This is a genomic window from Marinobacter sp. es.042, assembly GCF_900188315.1.
Classification (GTDB): domain Bacteria; phylum Pseudomonadota; class Gammaproteobacteria; order Pseudomonadales; family Oleiphilaceae; genus Marinobacter.
In genome coordinates, this window is record NZ_LT897781.1 from 711676 (window position 1) to 729733 (window position 18058).

Genomic DNA, 18058 nt, shown 5'->3' on the forward strand with positions numbered 1-18058 from the left:
GGAGAAGTGGATGACAGTTTCTGTCCTGGTCGTTGACGATTCAGGGTTTTTTCGCAAACGGCTGACGGAAATCCTGACCAGCTCCGGCCAGATCAAAGTGGTAGGTGCTGCGACCAATGGTCGGGAAGGCGTTGAGCTGGCCGAGAAACTGCGTCCCGACGTGATTACCATGGATTATGAGATGCCCGTGATGGATGGCATCTCTGCCGTGCGCGAAATCATGCGCAAACATCCGATACCGGTGCTCATGTTCTCATCGCTCACCTATGAGGGCGCCCGGGTCACACTGGATGCGCTCGAGGCCGGCGCCGTTGATTTTCTGCCCAAGAATTTCGAAGAAATTGCCCGGGACAACAGTCAGCTTCAGAAAATCCTGATTGAGCGGATTCTGGATGTAGCCCGCAGTCGTCCCGGCAACCGTTCTCCTGCGCCTTCCCGCGCGGAACCTTCAGCTCCCGCCTCCCGGGCGCCGGAGCCTGCAGGGCGCCCGCGTCCGGAACCAGCACCGCGTCAGCGTCCTTATACCCGGGCTCCGGCAGCGCCGGCAGGTTCTCCGGGCGAAACCGAGGCCCCCAGGCGCCATGGCCGCCGTGGGCCGGCCAAGCATTACGCCTTGGTTGGCATCGGTACTTCAACCGGCGGCCCGGTTGCCCTGCAGCGGGTACTGACCGTGTTGCCCGCGACCTTCCCGGCTCCGATTGTTCTGGTGCAGCATATGCCGGCGAGTTTTACGCCGGCCTTCGCCGAACGCCTTAACAAGCTCTGCCGGATTGAAGTCCGGCAGGCTGAGGATGGTGATGTGTTGCGGCCCGGCCTGGCTTTGCTGGCGCCCGGCGGCAAACAGATGATGGTCGAGAATCGGGGCGGACAGGCCAGGATCCGTATTTTGCCCGGGGACGAGCGGCTCAATTACAAACCCTGCGTGGACGTTACCTTCGGTTCTCTTGCCCGCAGCTTTCCGGGCAAGACGCTGGGCGTCATTCTTACCGGCATGGGCTCGGACGGCAAAGAAGGCTGTCGGATGATGAAGCAGAGCGGTTCCGATATATGGTCCCAGGATGAAAAATCGTCTGTGATCTACGGCATGCCGATGGCCGTTGCCAAGGCAGGGCTGACGGATGACGTATTGTCCCTGGACGAGATCGGGCCACGCCTCGCTGAAGGTGTCTGCTGATGGATATCCTGAGCCTGCTCGGGGTCATTCTGGCCTTTGCCGCAATTCTTGGCGGTAACCTGCTGGAAGGCGGAGCGGTTGGCTCACTGTTTAATGGGCCGGCGGCCATCATCGTCATCGGTGGCACTCTGGCAGCGACTATCCTGCAGACCTCGTGGCCCATGCTGAAGCGGGCTTTCACTCAGGTGCGCTGGGTCTTTTTCCCGCCGTTTATCAACCTTGAAGACGGCATCGGAAAAGTCATTGACTGGAGCGTCAAAGCCCGCAAGCAGGGCTTGCTGGGCCTTGAAGGTCTTGCCGAGCGTGAGCCGGAGCCCTTTGCCCGCAAAGGTTTGCAGTTGCTGGTCGACGGTGCCGAAACCGAGACCATCAGGGGCATCATGGAAGTTGACCTGGAATCCCGTGAGCAGAGGGATCTGGAGTCGGCCAAGGTGTTCGAGGCCATGGGTGGTTACTCGCCAACCATTGGCATTATCGGGGCTGTCATGGGCCTGATCCAGGTAATGACCAACCTGGAGGATCCCCAGTCCCTGGGTAGTGGGATCGCAACCGCCTTTGTAGCCACCATCTACGGTGTGGCGCTGGCCAACCTCCTGTTCTTCCCGGTCGCCAACAAGATGCGCGGTATCGTGCGGGAGCGCACCCGCTATGAGGACATGATGATCGATGGCCTGATTGCCATCGCCGAGGGTGAAAACCCGAAATCCATCGAATTGCGGCTGCGGGGCTTCCTGCAGTAAGCATGCGCAGGCCAACTTATGCGGCGCCGTAGGCCACCCCAGGATGATCTGCACAACAAGGAGCGGTGGCTGATTTCCTACGCGGATTTCATCACCTTGCTGTTCGCCTTTTTTGTCGTGATGTACTCGGTATCGTCCGTTAACGAAGGCAAATATAAAGTCCTTTCTGAAACCCTGACCGGTGTGTTCAATGCACCCCAGCGCTCCTTCCAGCCAATCGAGATTGGCGACCAGCCCCAGAGATCGCTGAATGCGCCTGCCGAGAACGTAATCCCGCCGGCCGTGACCGAAGCGCCCCGAAATCCGGAGATGGACGCGCAGGCGCGGACTGAAGCGCTGCGAGCCATGGCTGACCAGCTTTCCATGGAGTTTGATGAGCTGATCAACCAGGGCGTGGTGTCGCTTGAGACCAGCGACCAATGGCTGGAGCTGAATCTGCCCAACAGCCTGTTGTTTGGCAGCGGCGATGCCGAGCCCCATTACGATGCGTTCGAGGTGGTCGAGAAAATCGCCACCGTTCTGAACAACCGGGACAACGCCGTCAAAGTGGAAGGCTTCACCGATAATCAGCCGATCAGTACTTCCCGTTTTCCGTCAAACTGGGAATTGTCAGGCGCCCGGGCGGCGGCCATGGTCCGGATGCTGATGATGGAGGGCATCGAGCCGGAACGTCTGGCGGCTGTTGGCTATGGCCAGTATCAGCCGGTTGCCCGGAATGACACCGAAGAAGGGCGCCGCAGAAACCGCCGGGTGGTATTGCTGATCTCCCGAGACGCCAGTATTCGCGGTGCCATGCGCTGACCCGGTCGTCGGCAGATGCGTATAGAGCCATTGGCATGGTTCCTGTATTACTCCCCGTTAACAATAAGGCGCCGGCAACAGCTTGCCGGATTTTCCGAGGACTGGTTCAAGTTGCCCGGGGAATGGCCGATAAACGGAATTGTGGCAACGGTTAATTGCCGGCCACACCGATGTATTCTCTGGAGAATCAAAGCGTGCGAATCTGGGCAGTAGCCAATCAAAAAGGTGGTGTCGGTAAAACCACGAGTGTGGTCGCACTGGGCGGCTTGCTTGCCGAACGCGGCAAGCGTGTTCTCGTTGTGGATCTGGACCCGCATGGCTCGCTCACCAGCTGGTTCGGGTACGATCCGGATACAATCGCGCACAGTGTTTTCGACCTGTTCCAGCACCAGGGCAAGGTTCCGGAAGGGCTACCTGCCCAACTGATTACGGAGACCGGCTGCAAGGGCCTGTCCCTTTTGCCGGCGAGTGCAGCCCTGGCTACCCTTGAGCGACGAATGATCGGCGTGGAAGGCATGGGGCTGATCATTTCCCGGGCCCTGACTCAGCTTTGGGACGACTTTGATTATGTCCTGTTGGACAATACCCCCTCTCTGGGGGTTCTGATGGTTAACGCCCTTGCGGCAGCCCAGCATCTGATCATTCCCGTGCAAACCGAATTTCTGGCCATCAAGGGCCTGGAGCGCATGCTCCATACCCTGAAGATGATCATGCGCTCCCAGAAAAACGAACTCTCTTACACCATTGTGCCCACCTTGTATGACCGGCGGACACAGGCATCGGTGAAAAGCCTGAACCTGTTGCGGAAGACCTACCGCGAGTCCCTCTGGCAGTTTGCGATTCCGGTGGACACCAAGTTCCGGGATGCCAGCCAGGGCGGAATAACACCGTCCGCGCTGGATGCCGAAACCCATGGTGTCCGCGCCTACAGCCATCTGCTGGATGATCTCATGGCCCGGGTGGGCAGGGTGAAGGAGCGTCAGCATGGCTGACGATAAATTGACACGGCTGGCGGATCCGGAAACTGCCATTGCCAGTTATCTTGACGAACTGCTGCACACGGCCACTGATACGGCGCTTCGGGAGGAAATCGAAGCGCCAGAACCGGTGAAACCTGCACCTCCGGAACCGCGGGTGGAAGCCCGCACGAAACCGGCATCTGTGCCAACCGTCGAAAAACCGACGGCAAGACCTGAGCCACCCAAACGGGTGCGGGAAACGCCTGCGGCACCAGACCGACCAGTGGTGAGACAGGCGCCGGAAGCGCCGGTGCCGAAGCCAAGGATAGAAGCTCAGCCTGCGCCCGAGCCGGCCGCGCCGCCGTCCCGCCCGGAGTGGTCAGAACAGCCCTTTGAATGCCTCATTTTCACGGTGGCCGGTCTGCAGCTGGCGGTTCCCCTGATTCTGCTCGGTGCCATTCACCGCATTGAAGAAGAAATCCGGCCCATCCCGGGAAGTCCACGCTGGTACATGGGAATCCGCCCGGACCGGGATCAGAATCTGAGGGTGGTGGATACCGCCGAATGGATCATGGCAGGGCGGGTGCCGCCCGATGCCCGGGCCAACTACCGGTTCGTGATCCGGCTGGATAACAGCGACTGGGGGCTGGCCTGTGATGACGTTGCCCAGTCCTTCACCCTCCGGCCGGACGAAGTGCGTTGGCGCACAGCCCGCAGCAAGCGGCCCTGGCTGGCCGGCACGGTGATTGACCACATGTGTGCGCTCATTGATGTGCGCACCATGGCAGACTTGCTGGTGAGGGCGGAAAGAGAGCACCATCTGGATCTGAGCTGACGCAAACAATGGTTACTGAATGAAACCGAGCCGTGCTGGCACGGTTTGTGCCCTTAACTATAGTATTGGGCACTGATGATATTTTTTTGACGATCAGGTTGCCCGCCGGGCAGCCCAAGAGGAGAAACATCGCTATGGCATCCCCGAGCGGACAAACCAATCAGGCCCAGGACGATCAGGTACTGCAGTACGTTACCTTCCGGCTGGATGATGAGACCTACGGTCTGAACGTCATGCAGATTCAGGAAGTGCTGAGATACACGGAGATTGCTCCGGTTCCGGGGGCCCCGGATTATGTGCTCGGCATCATCAACCTTCGGGGTAACGTTGTTACCGTTATCGACACCCGCCGGCGCTTTGGCCTGGCCGATGCCGAAGTAACCGATGCCACCCGGATTGTGGTTATGGAATCTGCCAACCAGGTAATGGGCATTCTGGTGGATTCCGTCGCCGAGGTGGTGTACCTGAAAGCCAGCGAAATTGAAACTGCACCGAACGTGGGTAACGAGGAAAGTGCCAAATTTATCCAGGGCGTGTGCAATAAGGATGGCGAGCTAATCATTCTGGTTGAGTTCGACAAGATGCTGTCAGACCACGAGTGGGCTGAAATCGCGGCACTGTGATCCGGGGCAACCCGCTACAGGCCTCACGATGGATGCCTTCCGTGGCAATTAACGGGAGACATCCGTCATGTTTGCAGAAATTCCTTCATACCTTCCCTGGGCGCTGACTGTTGCCGCCCTGTCTCTGGTTTTCGTTCAGGGCCTCGTTCTCGGGCGTCAGGTACGTAGCCTCAGAGCAACGCTGAAAGAGCGCTGTGATATCCTCGGCCGGGAACTGCATGCCACTACCAGTGGCAGCATGGGGGTAGGGCAGCGGTTGGTTAGCTGTGAGCGTCAGTTGCACGAGCTGAGGACCACGCTCGACGAAATGCGTCAGAACGATCCGCTGCGAATCTCATACGATGAAGCCTCTCGGCTGGTTGATCTCGGCGCCGATATCGACGATCTTATGAACACGTGCGGAATTTCCCGTCCCGAGGCCGAGCTGGTGTCAGCACTCAGAAAACGTCAGGCGGCCTGATACCAAGCCGTTACGGACGTTGTTGAATGAAGAGAGTCTATCCGAGGGCCCTTGAGGCCCTTCGATCTGTATCCCGCCATGATTTTGTTTCCGGTTCCGACCTGGTTGCCTCGATAACCGGCCACTCCATTCCCCGCGAAGAAACTGTCGGCCACATTCTTTCCCTGCTCCCGGAAATAGAACCGGATCAGATTGTGATGCATGTGGGCGGTGGCTCAGGCTATTTTGCCGCTGTGCTGTCCGGGCTCGCCCATCGGGTCCTGTGCGTGGAGCGGAATGCCATTGTCGCCGAGGCTGCCAGAGAGCGGTTTGTCCGTCTGGGTATGCACAATGTGGATGTCGTTGTTGCCCGTGCGGAAGAGGCGCCGGAGCCTGATCCACTCTGTGATCTCGTGTTGTGTACCTCGTTTATCAGGGACCAGACTGCACTGGCGCACCTGGTTCGTGAGGGGGGGCACCTGGTGTGTCTTGAAGGGCGAGCGGGACCCGTCCCGAGCCTGGCCATGTTCGAAAAACAGGGTGCCAAGCTCAAGCGTGTGCGCACCCTGGGCTGGGTCGACTTCAACCGTAACGTCGAGCAGATCCTCATTGATCAGGGCGTCGTGGACGAAGCGGTCCTGGCCGAAGCAAAGGCGGAGGCAGCGAAGCAGAATTGCCGGCTGCTGGAGGTGCTCCGGCGGAAACTGAATCTTGAAGAGATTGATCTCTACCGTTCTCTTGCCCGTCAGCGGGGCATGACCTTCACCGACGCGGACGAGCTTCTGCCGGATCTCCATCCGGCGCTGTTCCGGCGATTTTCCCGAACGTTTCTGGATCTCTCACGACTGATACCCATCGCCGAGGAAGATGGCAGGATCACGGTTGTGACCGACGATCCCGATGCGCGCACTGATCAGCTCGAGCGGTTGAGTCCTAACCAGGTGGTTGACTGTCTTCTGGTTACACCGACGGACTTTCGCCGGCTCTGGTCAGCTCTTGATCTGACTGCCAAAGGGCGCCGCTTTGCGGCGGATCAGGAACCAACCCCGAACCAGGCGGCGGACCCGACTGGCAGCAAGGTCCAGCTTCTGGGCAAGGATCCGAAAAACAAGCACGTCAGCCCCTATCTGGTGTCTGTTTACGAAGCCATTCTGATGGACGCTGTAAGTGAAAAAGCCAGCGACATCCATATAGAACAGTACGGTGACCGGATTCGTATTCGCCTTCGGGTGGATGGCGATCTTCATGATCTGCCCCAGTACCAGCTGTCGGCCCGGGAGATGAAAGGGGTGATTAACGTCATCAAGCTGCGGGCAGAGCTGAACATCGCCGAGCACCGGCTGCCCCAGGGTGGGCGGTCCCGGCTGCAGCTCGGCGATATGGCCTACGATCTGCGGATACAGACCCAGCCTTCGCTCCATGGCGAACATGCCGTTATACGTCTGCTGCCGCAGACCGGCCGCGCCATGACCATTGCCGAACTTGGCATGTCATCCATGATCGGTGCCCGTTATCAGCGCTTGCTGGATAACCCGGCGGGACTGGTGCTGGTGGTCGGTCCGACCGGGTCAGGCAAGTCCACCACGCTGTATGCGGGGCTGCAGACCCTTGCCGATGACGGCCGCCGGAAAGTTATCACGGTGGAAGACCCCATCGAGTACTCCATCGACAACATTCAACAAACCCGGGTCAGATCAGAAATTGGCTTTGGTTTCGCCGATGCCATGAGGGCGTTTGTCCGGGAAGATCCGGATGTCATTCTGGTGGGCGAGATCCGTGACCAGGAAACCGCTCTGGAGGCGATACGGGCCTCCCAGACCGGCCACGTGGTTCTGTCCACGCTGCACTGCAACGACGCGGTGGATTCACTGCAGCGCTTGTATGATCTGGGTATCCACCCGAATTCCATTGCCGGTGAGCTGCTGGCTGTCATCGCCCAGCGGCTGGCCAAGCGCATCTGCAAGCATTGTTGCCAGCCTGCAGAGCCGGACCCGGTGATTGTGTCCGAGGTGTTTCCCGACGGCCCGCCCGCGGATTTCCGGTGTTTTCAGGGCGCCGGTTGTGACAAATGCAACGGCCGCGGCACCCAGGGGCGAGTGGCGATCGTCGAGTATATGGAAGTTGATTCGGACATCCGGAATGCCATTTCCAGCCAACCGCCCATCGGTGAGCTTCGCTGGCGCGCTCTCGATGCCGGACTGGTGACCATGCGGGACAGTGCTCTGGACCATGTTATTGAAGGCATAATTCCGCTGTCCGAACTGCCCCGTATTCTCCCGAGAGAGCGCATGGCACCGGAAGTTCGCGGCGGCCGCAGGAGTCAGGAATGAGCAACAAGCAATCGGTTACAAAGGCAGCCCAGCGGGAACCGGCAGAAGTGGTCTATGCCGCCGAGCTGGACAAGCTGAGAGAGATGGACCATGGCCCGGTGCCACCCGGCTGGCAAATGTCCCCGCGAGCGGTGGAAAAGTTCGTGATGGGGGATGAGAAACTCGGCATTGAGCGGAAGTTCGTGGCGGAGCGTGCCATGGTGGTCCGGATCATCATTTCCCTGTGCACCAGTCGCGGGTGCCTGCTGGTTGGCGAGCCGGGAACGGCCAAATCCTGGTTGTCGGAATTGCTGGCTGCCGCCATTTCGGGTGGCTCTACCCTGACCTTGCAGGGAGGGGCGGTGAGCGACGTAGGGCAACTGCTGTACAGCTGGAACGAGGCGATCTTGCATACCGAGGGGCCGTGTTTGAAAGCGCTGGTTCCGAGCCCGTTGCTGCGGGGCATGATGGAGGGTCGAATGGTGCGGTTTGAAGAGATCGCCCGCTGTCCACAGGCGCTGCAGGATGCGCTGCTCTCGGTTCTGTCCGACAGGGTTGTGGTGATTCCCGAGCTGGCGGGAGACGACGGGGTGGTGCTTGCGCGAGAGGGCTTTAACGTCATCGCCACGTCCAACAGTATCGATGAGGGAGTGCACCGGATGAGCGCCGCCCTGAAGCGGCGCATGGACTTCGAGGAAATCCGCCCGATCCGCAATCTGGCCGATGAGATGGATGTGGTTCTCCGGGAGGTTGGTAGGGCCAACAGTCGGGCCGGGATTGAGGTGGCACTTGAAGAATCGGTCATCGAGGTACTGGTGACCATGTTCCACGAGCTGCGCAATGGTCAGACCCTTGATGGACGCAGTACCGACCGACTCGCCGGTTCGGCGCTGTCGACGGCGGAAGCGGTTTCGGTGGCTCACGCGGCCAGCCTGAACGCCTGGTATTACGGCGGGGGCAGTATCACGGTGGAGCAGCTAATGCACCACATCATCGGTTCAGCCCTCAAGGACCAGCCCGAGGACCGGCGCCGGCTGCGTCATTACTTTGAAACCACCGTGGCGCCCAGGCGTGGTGATAACTGGCAGCAGGCCTGGGCGCTCCGATCACTGATTCACTGAATCATCCGACGCGCCGGGTTTGCGATCGTCCGGGGTTAGCCCGCGAATATGGAAGGCAAATGCCAGGATTTCCGCAATCACCCGGTACAGCGACTCGGGAATTTCTTCGTTCAGTGACAGGCGCGCCAGAATGCTGGCCAGCTCGGCATTTTCATAAAGGGGAACATTGTGCTCCCGGGCGATGCGGATGATCTCTTCCGCCAGCTCATGGGTGCCGGTGGCGCTGATGGTTGGCGCTTTCTCGCCATCGTACTTGAGCGCAACGGCGGCTCTGCTGTGATGCTCTGTCTCTGAGGTCATGCCCGGGTATCCACCAGTCTGTGTTCGAGTCGGGTTACGCTGCTCTGGGGCGTGCCGCGGCGGCAGTCCAGGTCAGTGACTTCCAGGCCCAGATCGCTCAGGCTCTGCCGCAAGGCGGGAAGCTCCTGGTTCACCTGGCGCAGGGTTGACTGCTTTTCGGCCCAGACCCTTGCACTGACCGCCTGCTGGCGGAGGGAAACATCAAAGTGCAGGGGGCCTGCCTCATCCAGATCCATGGTCAGTGACAGCCGCCATTCAGCCGTGGTGGTTTTCGTGGACCTGGTTTCTGACTCGCTGTTCTCGGGGTACTGTTCGATCCGGACCTGTGCCAGTCTCGGTTCGTTTTGTGGTGTCAGCCACGGCAGATCAAGCACCAGGGTCGACGCGGGCGCCGGGCCCGGAGCTTCGCCGCCCCCCCTGGCGGTGAGTACCTGACTGTGTAATTGATTGACGGTGATCCGGTTGAGCATCCCGGCCAGCAGGCGAAGCATTTGCCCAACGGTGGGCGCGTCACCACTGCCCGAGGGCTGGGGTGTTGCCAGGGGTTGGGGAAATTGCAGTGGCGCCTGCATCAGCTCCGGCGTTGAAATCGGCGTCAGCCGGTTGAACTGTTCCGGAGTGCTACCCTGTTGGGCAAGCAATGCGGTGATCACCCTGCCCAGCGCCAGCTTGAGATCCGGTAGCTGGGCCGACGGTGTCTGGGCCAGGCGTGACTCGGCGAACAGGCCGCTTTCCGACAGCCATTGGCGGACCTGCTGAGGTGTTGCGCCCTGGCCGCCCGAGCCGGGGGTCAGGCTGTTTCCCGTGGGCAGTCTCGACACCAATTGTTCAATGGCCTGCCTGGCGGCTTCCGGAAGCGGTTGAGGACTTCGTGATGATGGCAGTTGCCCTGGTAGCGGTTCCTGCCTAAGGCCCTGTGTCAGTGTGCCCAGTAGCCTGGCCAGGCCGCCGTCCAGAGTCTGCTGCCACGGAAGACGTTGGGCCAGGGCCCGGGCGATCCCGGCCTCGGGCGCAGGCGCCAGTTTGCCCATCAGCTGCAGTTCATTGCCGGCACGCATTACTTTTACCCAGTCACCGGTCGCCAGCTCGGTCTTGCCGACAGCGGACTGCACAAGAAGGGATTTGCCCCGGATGTCCAGCAACAGATCCGCGGTGTTGCCACCCTGGCGGTTGATGATCTCCGCGACCCGGGCCAGGGTGGTTCCCCTGTTGGCCAGTTGCATCTGGTCGAGCAGCTGCCGGGCTGATGCGGCCACGGGCTCGCGGGCCGCTTCGCTGGTGACCGCGGGCCGGGAAGTCTGCGTTGCAGGCTGGGCAGGGGGTGTCGGTGGCTGCTGTCCGCTGGGTAGTTTCATCGTCACTGATTTGATGTTGGACAAGAGTAATCCGCCGGCGCTTTCGTTATAATACTGCGCGCCGGCAGGCCACGAGCGAACAATGTTCATGGCCGCCGCTGTCACGAATGCACCCGATGCCGTCTTCACACGCATCGTCCTGGTTACGGGGCCCTGATGTCTGAGCCGTTATTACAGGCTGTCGATCTGCAGTGCGAACGGGATGAACGTATCCTGTTCCGTGACCTGTCGTTCTCCATACTGCCCGGTACGGTCACCCGTGTCGAGGGTCCGAACGGCTCCGGCAAGACCACTCTTCTACGGATGCTGGCCGGTCTGAATGATGCCTGGTCCGGCAATTTGCTCTGGTGCGGCACACCCAGGTCTGCCCAGCGGGAAGAATTCCTCCGCAATACCCTGTACCTTGGCCACCGGCCGGGCATCAAACCGTTGCTGACGCCCCTGGAAAATCTCCGGGCACTGACGGCAGGTCGTCGGCCGCTGCCGGATCCGGTTCTGCGCGAGGCGCTTGACGGTACCGGGTTGACCGGATTTCAGGATGTCCCCTGCCGGAATCTCTCTGCAGGTCAGCAAAGACGGGTGGCCCTTGCGCGTCTGTTGATCGCCGATGAGCCGCTCTGGCTGCTGGATGAAGTCTTCACGGCGATTGATTCGGGCGGCGTCAGTGCGATTGAAGAACTGCTTCAACAGCGATCCCGGGAGGGAGGTGCGGTGGTCGTGACGACCCACCATGACCTCAATTTACCCGGTATGAAGCGTATTGTTCTGGGTGGAGGTGCGATCAATGACTGCTGATTGCCGGCCGGCGCTGAGTTTGCAGCGGGATGCCGTCGGAGCGCTGGCGGCGATGCAGGCTGTGTTCGCCCGGGATATGAAGGTGGCCTTCCGGCAGCGGCAGGATCTGCTCAATCCGCTCCTGTTCTTTGTCATGGTCGTAACCCTTTTTCCCCTCGGGGTTAGCCCGGAAGTGTCATTCCTTCAGGAGGCCGGAGCCGGTATCCTCTGGGTAGCGGCGTTGCTGGCGGTTTTGTTATCACTGGACCATCTGTTTCGCCATGATTTTGACGACGGCACGCTCGAGCAACTGGTGCTTCAGCCCCAGCCCCTGTTTCTGCTGGTATTGGCAAAAACGGCGGCTCACTGGGTGTTAACAGGCTTGCCGCTGGTGGTACTAACGCCGGTTTTGGGAGTAATGGTTCATCTTGACGGGAACTCCATCGGGGTTTTGTGTCTAACGCTGCTGATCGGTACACCGGTGCTGAGCCTGATCGGATCAATCGGCGCGGCACTGACGCTAGGATTAAGGTCTGCCGGGGTGCTCTTGTCTCTGTTGATCATTCCGCTGTACATTCCCGTCCTGATTTTCGGAACAGGTACGGTGGCCTCGGCCGCAGAGGGCGCTCCCGTGGGAGCCTATCTGGCCCTGATGGGGGCGTTTCTGGTGCTGGCACTGACCCTGGCACCCTTTGCATCAGCAGCGGCGCTGCGTATCAGCCTGTCTAACGGGTAAAACAAGGTAACGGTAGGACGGTAACCATCTGATGTGGCAATTTTTTCACAAGCTGGGTTCTCCCAAATGGTTTTTCGGGATTGCAGCCCGGCTGATGCCCTGGCTCCTGGCAGGTGGCATCCTGCTGTTGATGGCAGGGATTGTCTGGGGGCTGGCTTTTGCGCCGAAAGATTACCTTCAGGGTAATAGCTACCGGATTATTTTTATTCACGTGCCTACGGCCTTCCTCGCCCAGTCGGTCTACGTGATGATGGCGGTGGCGGCTGTCGTTACCCTGGTCTGGCGCATGAAGCTGGCCGACTTATTCGTCAAAGCGGTCGCGCCCGTGGGGCTGATTCTGACCTTTCTTTCACTGTTTACCGGCGCTGTCTGGGGCAAGCCCACCTGGGGAACCTGGTGGGTCTGGGACGCCCGTCTGACGTCAATGCTGATCCTGCTGTTCCTGTACGGCGGCGTAATTGCCCTGGACAGGGCGATCAACGATGAAAAATCTGCGGCACGGGCGGTAGCGGTGCTTGTGCTGGTCGGGGTGGTAAATATACCGATTATCCAGTACTCCGTTGAATGGTGGAATACGCTACACCAGCCGTCGACGTTCAAACTGACGGAGAAGCCGTCCATGCCGGCAGAAATGTGGGTGCCGTTGCTCCTGTCTGTGCTGGGGCTTTATCTGCTGTTTGGCTGGCTCGCCTGTCTGCGTATGCAGACAGAGATTCTGTTACGCGAACAGAGAACGCGCTGGGTAAAAGATTACGTGTTGGCCGGGAGGGGCTGAAGTATGGCGTTTGATTCCTTTTCGGCATTTATGGTGATGGAAGGCCACGGACCCTATGTGTGGGCCTGTTACGCTGCGTTTTTCCTGCTGATGATTGGCCTGATGGTCGGGTCCCTGCGCCGTCGCAAAGCGGCCGTTGAGGCCTGCCGTCGCGGTTATGAGTTGCAGGAAGGCCCGCAGGGCCCCCAGGCTGCATCGGCTTCGGCAGCATCCTTCACCCGCGTCAGGGTTTCCCAAGACTGAAAGGCAGATAGCTGATGCATCCAATCCGAAAAAAGCGACTGACAATTGTCCTGTTCCTGCTAGTGGGGCTGGGCATCGCGGTGGGTCTGAGCACCTATGCGCTGCGCCAGAACATCAATCTGTTCTATGACCCCAGCCAGATTTCTGCGGGTGAAGCGCCTGTGGATGTCAGAATCCGGGCCGGCGGAATGGTCGAGGAGGGCTCGGTCAAACGCGACCCGGATAGCTTGAAGGTCGAGTTCCGGGTGACGGATTTCAACGCGTCTGTGCCCATCGAATATGTCGGAATCCTCCCCGATCTGTTTGCCGAAGGGCAGGGGGTCGTCGCCATGGGCCGGTTGGATGGTAATGGACGACTGGTCGCCGATCAGGTTCTAGCCAAGCATGATGAGAACTACATGCCACCGGAAGTCGCTGCGGCCCTGGAAAAGGCTTCGAAGGGTCAAAATAAGGCCGGCGAAAGTACGGAAACCGTTTCCTATTAAACACAAGAACTGACAGCCTGGTTCTGGAGGGCTTCGATGTATCCTGAGTTCGGACAAATTGCACTGATACTTGCGCTCTTGCTTGCCGTGTTGCTTTCGGTGGTGCCCCTCGTGGGCTCCCTTGCCGGGAGAGACAACTTGATGGCCTTTTCCCGGCCGCTGACATCGGGCATGTTTGTGTTCGTTGGCATCGCTTTCGCCGTACTGACGCATGCTTTCATGGTTGACGATTTCTCCGTGGCCTACGTTGCCAACAACAGCAACAGCCTGCTGCCCTGGTACTACAAATTCAGCGCGGTCTGGGGCGGCCACGAAGGCTCATTGCTGCTCTGGATCCTGATGCTTGCGGGATGGACGCTGGCGGTGGCGATCTTCAGCCGTCGTCTTCCGGAGGTCATGACAGCCCAGGTGCTCTCGGTGCTGGGGATGGTCTGCGTCGGTTTCCTGTTGTTTATTGTTATTACCTCCAACCCGTTTGACCGTACCCTGCCGAATGTTCCGGCGGATGGGGCGGATTTGAACCCGCTGCTTCAGGATTTCGGCCTGATTGTGCATCCGCCGATGCTGTACATGGGGTACGTCGGCTTTGCTGTTGCCTTCGCCTTCGCCATTGCCGCGTTGATTAACGGCCGGTTAGACGCGGCATGGGCCAGGTGGTCACGTCCCTGGACAACCGTTGCATGGGCATTTCTCTCCCTGGGGATTGCTCTTGGCAGTTGGTGGGCGTATTACGAGCTTGGCTGGGGCGGCTGGTGGTTCTGGGATCCGGTCGAAAACGCATCGTTGCTGCCGTGGCTTTCCGGTACTGCACTCATGCACTCTCTGGCGGTCACCGAAAAGCGGGGCGTGTTCAAGAGCTGGACCGTATTGCTTGCCATTGTTACCTTTTCCCTGAGTTTGCTGGGCGCTTTCCTGGTGCGTTCCGGCGTACTCACCTCCGTGCATTCTTTTGCGGCGGACCCTGAGCGGGGCACCTTCCTGCTCGGCTTGCTGGCAGTAACGGTTATTGCAAGCCTCGCGCTCTATGCGTTCCGGGCACCCGTGGTTCACGTCCGGTCGCGCTATGGCTCGTTATCCCGTGAGGTATTCCTGCTTCTTAATAACGTGCTGCTGGTTTCCGCCACGATTCTGGTGGCCGTAGGAACCCTCTACCCCCTTGTTCTTGATTACCTTGAGCTGGGAATGCTGTCGATCGGAGAGCCGTTCTTCAACCTGACGTTCAGTCCTCTCGCCGTTGCCACAGGTCTTTTGCTTGGCGCCGGGATATTCTCCCGCTGGAAGAAAACAGACGGTGGCTGGCTGGGCCGTAAACTCCTTTGGCCTCTTGCTATCAGTACCCTCGTAACGGCTGCTGTCCTTGTGGGCTACGGGGGCTTCACCACCTGGGCGTTCCTAGGAGTTTTTGCCTCTGCATGGGTCACCGTGGCGACTTTCTGGGATCTGTGGGACAAGTCTTCCTCCCGGAAAGGGCGCCTCCACGGTCTCAAGCGTCAGTCCCGCAGCTATTACGGCATGGTTCTAGGGCACCTGGGGCTGGCAATCACCATGGTAGGGGCAACCGTGGTTTCGAACTACGGCATTGAGCGGGATGTCCGCATGGTGCCCGGTGATGTGGCTTCTGTTGGCGATTACCAGGTGGCGTTCAGAGGTATCGGCCAGCGCCAGGGGCCGAACTTTACCGCGCAGTATGGAACCTTTGATGTGTCACTGGATGGCGAGCGGGTTGCCGTTCTGCATCCGGAGAAACGGCAATATACGGTGGGCATGAGCGTTATGACCGAAGCTGATATTGACGCCGGGTTGTCTCGGGATATCTTCGTCGCGATCGGGGAAAGGATTACCGATGAGGCCTGGGCCATCCGTCTGCAATACAAGCCTTTGGTTCGCTGGCTGTGGCTCGGGCCCCTGTTCATGGCCGTCGGTGGCTTCCTGGCCATTGCCGATCGCCGGTACCGGATCCGGGAGCGGGCCTACCAGAAGGCGGAAACCGGCACTGATGTGCCAGAGCCTGGCTCTGCGACCTCTGCAGGAGCAACCTCATGAAGCGCTTCCTGCTCTTCCTCCCGCTTCTGATCGCCATTGTTGTCGGCATCGTGCTTTTCGCGGGTATTGGCAAGGATCCGACCAAGCTTGAATCGGCTCTGGTCGGCAAACCGGTTCCCGAGTTCAGCCTCAGGGATCTGCACAACCCGGATGCCATGCTCAATCAGAGCCTGTTTCGGGGCCAGGTTTCCCTGCTGAATGTCTGGGGAACCTGGTGCCCTGCCTGCAAGGATGAGCACGACGACCTGATGTGGCTGGCCGAGGAGAAAGGCGTCAACATCATTGGTCTCAATTACAAGGACAACCGGGAGGATGCTCTGGTTTGGCTCGACCGTTTGGGTGACCCCTACCGGAAAACCATCTATGACCCCCGCGGCACGCTCGGGTTTGATCTGGGGGTTTACGGGGCGCCGGAAACCTTCGTAATTGATGCCACTGGCGTGGTCCGCTATCGCCACGTGGGTGTGGTGAACGAGACAGTCTGGGAGCAGACGCTCCTGCCGGTCATTAACGACGTTCGAGGGAATGGCTAATGGTCCGGATCGTCTGTTTGGTATTGGCTCTGCTTCTACCGGCCCTCGCGATGGCCGACGTTGTTGATGTCTATGAGTTTTCCGATAGGGCGGAGGAGCAGCGATACCAGAACCTGATCGAAGAACTACGCTGCCCGAAATGTCAGAACCAGAACATTGCCGATTCCAATGCGCCGATCTCCAAGGACATGAGGGACGTCGTCTATCGGATGATGAACGACGGTGCCAGTAACGAGGAGATTGTTGATTCCCTGGTTGGCCGGTTCGGTGAGTTCGTCCGCTACAAGCCCGAATTCGACAGCCGGACATTTCTGCTCTGGGCGACACCTGCCATTGCGGTTTTCGGTGGGCTTCTTGTGGTGGCCGCTGTCGTCATTCGATCCCGGAGGGCGGGGCCCGATAGTCCGGCACTGAGTGCCGAGGAAAAAGCTCGGGTCGACAAGATGCTGGCAGACCAGGATAGATCGTCCTGACGCTGGTTTCGCCATGAATTTTCGAGCCGCTACCTCATTCTAAATTCTGAACCTGTGACTGAAACTCCATGACTGACACTTTCTGGATTGCCGCAACGGTACTGATCATTCTTGCCCTCTTGTTTGTGCTATACCCGGTCTTTTTTCATAGGCTTGGTGTAAGGACGCAAACGGACCTGAAAAACCAGAATCTGATGGCCTATCGCTCCCGGATGAGGGAGCTTGATAGCGAATACGAGGCCGGTATTCTGGACGATGAGAATTATCATCAACTCAAGGAAGAGCTCGCTGGCAGCATGCTGGACGATGTGCCGGAGCAGGAACAGGTGAGACCTGTGATCAGTGGGCGCAGGAGCGCCATGGCCGTGTCGCTGGTATCGATTCTTCTGATACCTGCGGCAACCGTGTACCTGTATGAGCGTTGGGGTGCGATGGACCGCGTTGAGCAATTCATTACCATGCAGGAAATGGGGGGCACCGACGGATCGCGACAGGCCCAGATGACTGAGCTTTCAGGCCAGCTTCGAGAGCGGCTGGAAGCCAGCCCTGATAACCCTGATGGCTGGGCCATGCTGGGCCGCACCTACATGCGCCTGGAGCGCTATGACGATGCAGCCTGGGCCTTCCGGCAACTGGCGAACAATGTCAGTGACGATGACCGGGCCGAAGCCGTCGCTTATGGTCTCTCTGCCCAGGCGCTGTTCTTCGGTAGTCAGGGTGCCATGACGGAAGAGGTTACCGCAGCCATTGAGCAGGCCCGTGCGCTGAACCCGGATGAAGTCAATGCCCTTGGATTGCTGGGCATCAATGCCTTCAGCCAGCAGAACTACCAGGAAGCGATTGAGTATTGGGAGCGGATCGAAACCGTCGCACCAGACCACCCACAGATCGCCTCGATACAGGAAGGGATTCGTGAAGCCTATACGCGTCTGGGTGAGGAACCACCCGCGCGGATGGCCGAACCCGAGATCGACGGCGCGGGGGTTACCGTTCGTGTAAGCCTTGCCGAGGGCTTCCGGGATCAAGTGCCGGCAGATACCACACTGTTCCTGTTTGCACGCCAGCCCAATGCCCAGCAGGGTCCGCCTCTGGCAGTAGCGCGACTGACGGCGGACCAGTTGCCGGTGGAGATCCGGCTGGACGACCGGTACGCCATGTCACCCCAGGCTACCATTTCCAGTGCTGACGAGGTTGTTGTGACAGCCCGTCTCAGTCGTTCCGGCAATGTGGCCGCCCAGGCAGGAGACTGGCAGGGCAGCACCGACGTTCCTGTAGCCGTTAACGAGAGCCAGGAAGCGCCGGTAGCGGTTGTGATCGATCAGCAACTGATTGACTGATCC

20 protein-coding genes are annotated in these 18058 nt (G+C 59.5%); 18 read left to right on the forward strand and 2 right to left on the reverse strand.

Annotated elements, in window-relative coordinates; all coding sequences use genetic code 11:
- The first annotated feature begins 10 nt into the window (after positions 1 to 10).
- The 9 genes from cheB to CFB02_RS03515 all read left to right on the forward strand — a co-directional run bounded on the left by cheB (position 11) and on the right by CFB02_RS03515 (position 9001).
- A complete protein-coding gene (gene cheB / locus CFB02_RS03475; RefSeq protein WP_088556894.1) occupies positions 11 to 1174 on the forward strand; it encodes a protein-glutamate methylesterase/protein-glutamine glutaminase in 1164 nt (387 codons plus the stop codon).
- A complete protein-coding gene (locus CFB02_RS03480) occupies positions 1174 to 1914 on the forward strand; it encodes a flagellar motor protein (protein WP_008173090.1) in 741 nt (246 codons plus the stop codon). The genes cheB and CFB02_RS03480 overlap by 1 nt, the downstream gene beginning before the upstream one ends.
- An 18-nt stretch (positions 1915 to 1932) precedes the next feature.
- Positions 1933 to 2715 (forward strand): flagellar motor protein MotD, encoded by a 783-nt coding sequence (gene motD / locus CFB02_RS03485; protein ID WP_088556895.1) that lies wholly within the window; start codon positions 1933 to 1935, stop codon positions 2713 to 2715.
- A gap of 194 nt (positions 2716 to 2909) precedes the next feature.
- Positions 2910 to 3707: a ParA family protein gene (locus CFB02_RS03490; RefSeq protein WP_062782691.1), complete on the forward strand. Its 798-nt coding sequence runs from the start codon at positions 2910 to 2912 to the stop codon at positions 3705 to 3707.
- Positions 3700 to 4509: a chemotaxis protein CheW gene (locus CFB02_RS03495; protein ID WP_088556896.1), complete on the forward strand. Its 810-nt coding sequence runs from the start codon at positions 3700 to 3702 to the stop codon at positions 4507 to 4509. The genes CFB02_RS03490 and CFB02_RS03495 overlap by 8 nt, the downstream gene beginning before the upstream one ends.
- A 134-nt stretch (positions 4510 to 4643) precedes the next feature.
- A complete protein-coding gene (locus CFB02_RS03500; protein WP_008173094.1) occupies positions 4644 to 5132 on the forward strand; it encodes a chemotaxis protein CheW in 489 nt (162 codons plus the stop codon).
- Between the two features lie 67 nt (positions 5133 to 5199).
- Positions 5200 to 5592, forward strand: coding sequence for a DUF2802 domain-containing protein (locus CFB02_RS03505; protein ID WP_088556897.1), 393 nt, complete (start codon positions 5200 to 5202; stop codon positions 5590 to 5592).
- A gap of 26 nt (positions 5593 to 5618) precedes the next feature.
- Entirely contained in the window at positions 5619 to 7901 is a 2283-nt protein-coding gene (locus tag CFB02_RS03510) for an ATPase, T2SS/T4P/T4SS family (protein WP_088556898.1), read from the forward strand.
- Positions 7898 to 9001 carry an ATP-binding protein gene (locus CFB02_RS03515; protein WP_088556899.1) on the forward strand — a complete coding sequence of 368 codons (1104 nt, stop codon included), beginning with the start codon at positions 7898 to 7900 and terminating at the stop codon, positions 8999 to 9001. Before CFB02_RS03510 ends, CFB02_RS03515 begins: the two co-directional genes overlap by 4 nt.
- Here CFB02_RS03515 and CFB02_RS03520 read toward each other — a convergent pair.
- Together CFB02_RS03520 and CFB02_RS03525 are read right to left on the reverse strand one after the other, a co-directional pair.
- A complete protein-coding gene (locus CFB02_RS03520) occupies positions 8987 to 9301 on the reverse strand; it encodes an EscU/YscU/HrcU family type III secretion system export apparatus switch protein (protein ID WP_088556900.1) in 315 nt (104 codons plus the stop codon). The genes CFB02_RS03515 and CFB02_RS03520 overlap by 15 nt on opposite strands.
- The gene (locus tag CFB02_RS03525) at positions 9298 to 10656 is read right to left on the reverse strand and encodes a flagellar hook-length control protein FliK (protein ID WP_088559151.1); all 1359 of its coding nucleotides are present in this window, start codon (positions 10654 to 10656) and stop codon (positions 9298 to 9300) included. The genes CFB02_RS03520 and CFB02_RS03525 overlap by 4 nt, the downstream gene beginning before the upstream one ends.
- Before the next feature lie 156 nt (positions 10657 to 10812).
- On the opposite strand from CFB02_RS03525, the gene ccmA reads away from it, so the two are divergent.
- The 9 genes from ccmA (at position 10813) to ccmI (ending at position 18055) form a co-directional block, all read left to right on the forward strand.
- Positions 10813 to 11451 carry a cytochrome c biogenesis heme-transporting ATPase CcmA gene (gene ccmA, locus CFB02_RS03530; protein WP_088556901.1) on the forward strand — a complete coding sequence of 213 codons (639 nt, stop codon included), beginning with the start codon at positions 10813 to 10815 and terminating at the stop codon, positions 11449 to 11451.
- Positions 11441 to 12166: a heme exporter protein CcmB gene (ccmB, locus tag CFB02_RS03535; protein ID WP_088556902.1), complete on the forward strand. Its 726-nt coding sequence runs from the start codon at positions 11441 to 11443 to the stop codon at positions 12164 to 12166. The genes ccmA and ccmB overlap by 11 nt, the downstream gene beginning before the upstream one ends.
- Positions 12167 to 12197: 31 nt before the next feature.
- Entirely contained in the window at positions 12198 to 12941 is a 744-nt protein-coding gene (ccmC, locus tag CFB02_RS03540) for a heme ABC transporter permease CcmC (protein WP_088556903.1), read from the forward strand.
- A gap of 3 nt (positions 12942 to 12944) precedes the next feature.
- Positions 12945 to 13184, forward strand: coding sequence for a heme exporter protein CcmD (gene ccmD, locus CFB02_RS03545; protein WP_088556904.1), 240 nt, complete (start codon positions 12945 to 12947; stop codon positions 13182 to 13184).
- A 14-nt stretch (positions 13185 to 13198) separates the two neighbouring features.
- Complete coding sequence (gene ccmE, locus CFB02_RS03550; protein ID WP_088556905.1) at positions 13199 to 13669, forward strand: cytochrome c maturation protein CcmE; 471 nt, start codon at positions 13199 to 13201, stop codon at positions 13667 to 13669.
- A 36-nt stretch (positions 13670 to 13705) separates the two neighbouring features.
- Positions 13706 to 15712 carry a heme lyase CcmF/NrfE family subunit gene (locus CFB02_RS03555; RefSeq protein WP_088556906.1) on the forward strand — a complete coding sequence of 669 codons (2007 nt, stop codon included), beginning with the start codon at positions 13706 to 13708 and terminating at the stop codon, positions 15710 to 15712.
- Entirely contained in the window at positions 15709 to 16245 is a 537-nt protein-coding gene (locus tag CFB02_RS03560) for a DsbE family thiol:disulfide interchange protein (protein ID WP_088556907.1), read from the forward strand. The genes CFB02_RS03555 and CFB02_RS03560 overlap by 4 nt, the downstream gene beginning before the upstream one ends.
- Complete coding sequence (locus CFB02_RS03565; RefSeq protein ID WP_088556908.1) at positions 16245 to 16718, forward strand: cytochrome c-type biogenesis protein; 474 nt, start codon at positions 16245 to 16247, stop codon at positions 16716 to 16718. The genes CFB02_RS03560 and CFB02_RS03565 overlap by 1 nt, the downstream gene beginning before the upstream one ends.
- A gap of 68 nt (positions 16719 to 16786) precedes the next feature.
- Positions 16787 to 18055, forward strand: a complete 1269-nt coding sequence (gene ccmI, locus CFB02_RS03570; RefSeq protein ID WP_088556909.1) for a c-type cytochrome biogenesis protein CcmI — start codon at positions 16787 to 16789, stop codon at positions 18053 to 18055.
- The last annotated feature ends 3 nt before the right edge of the window (positions 18056 to 18058 follow it).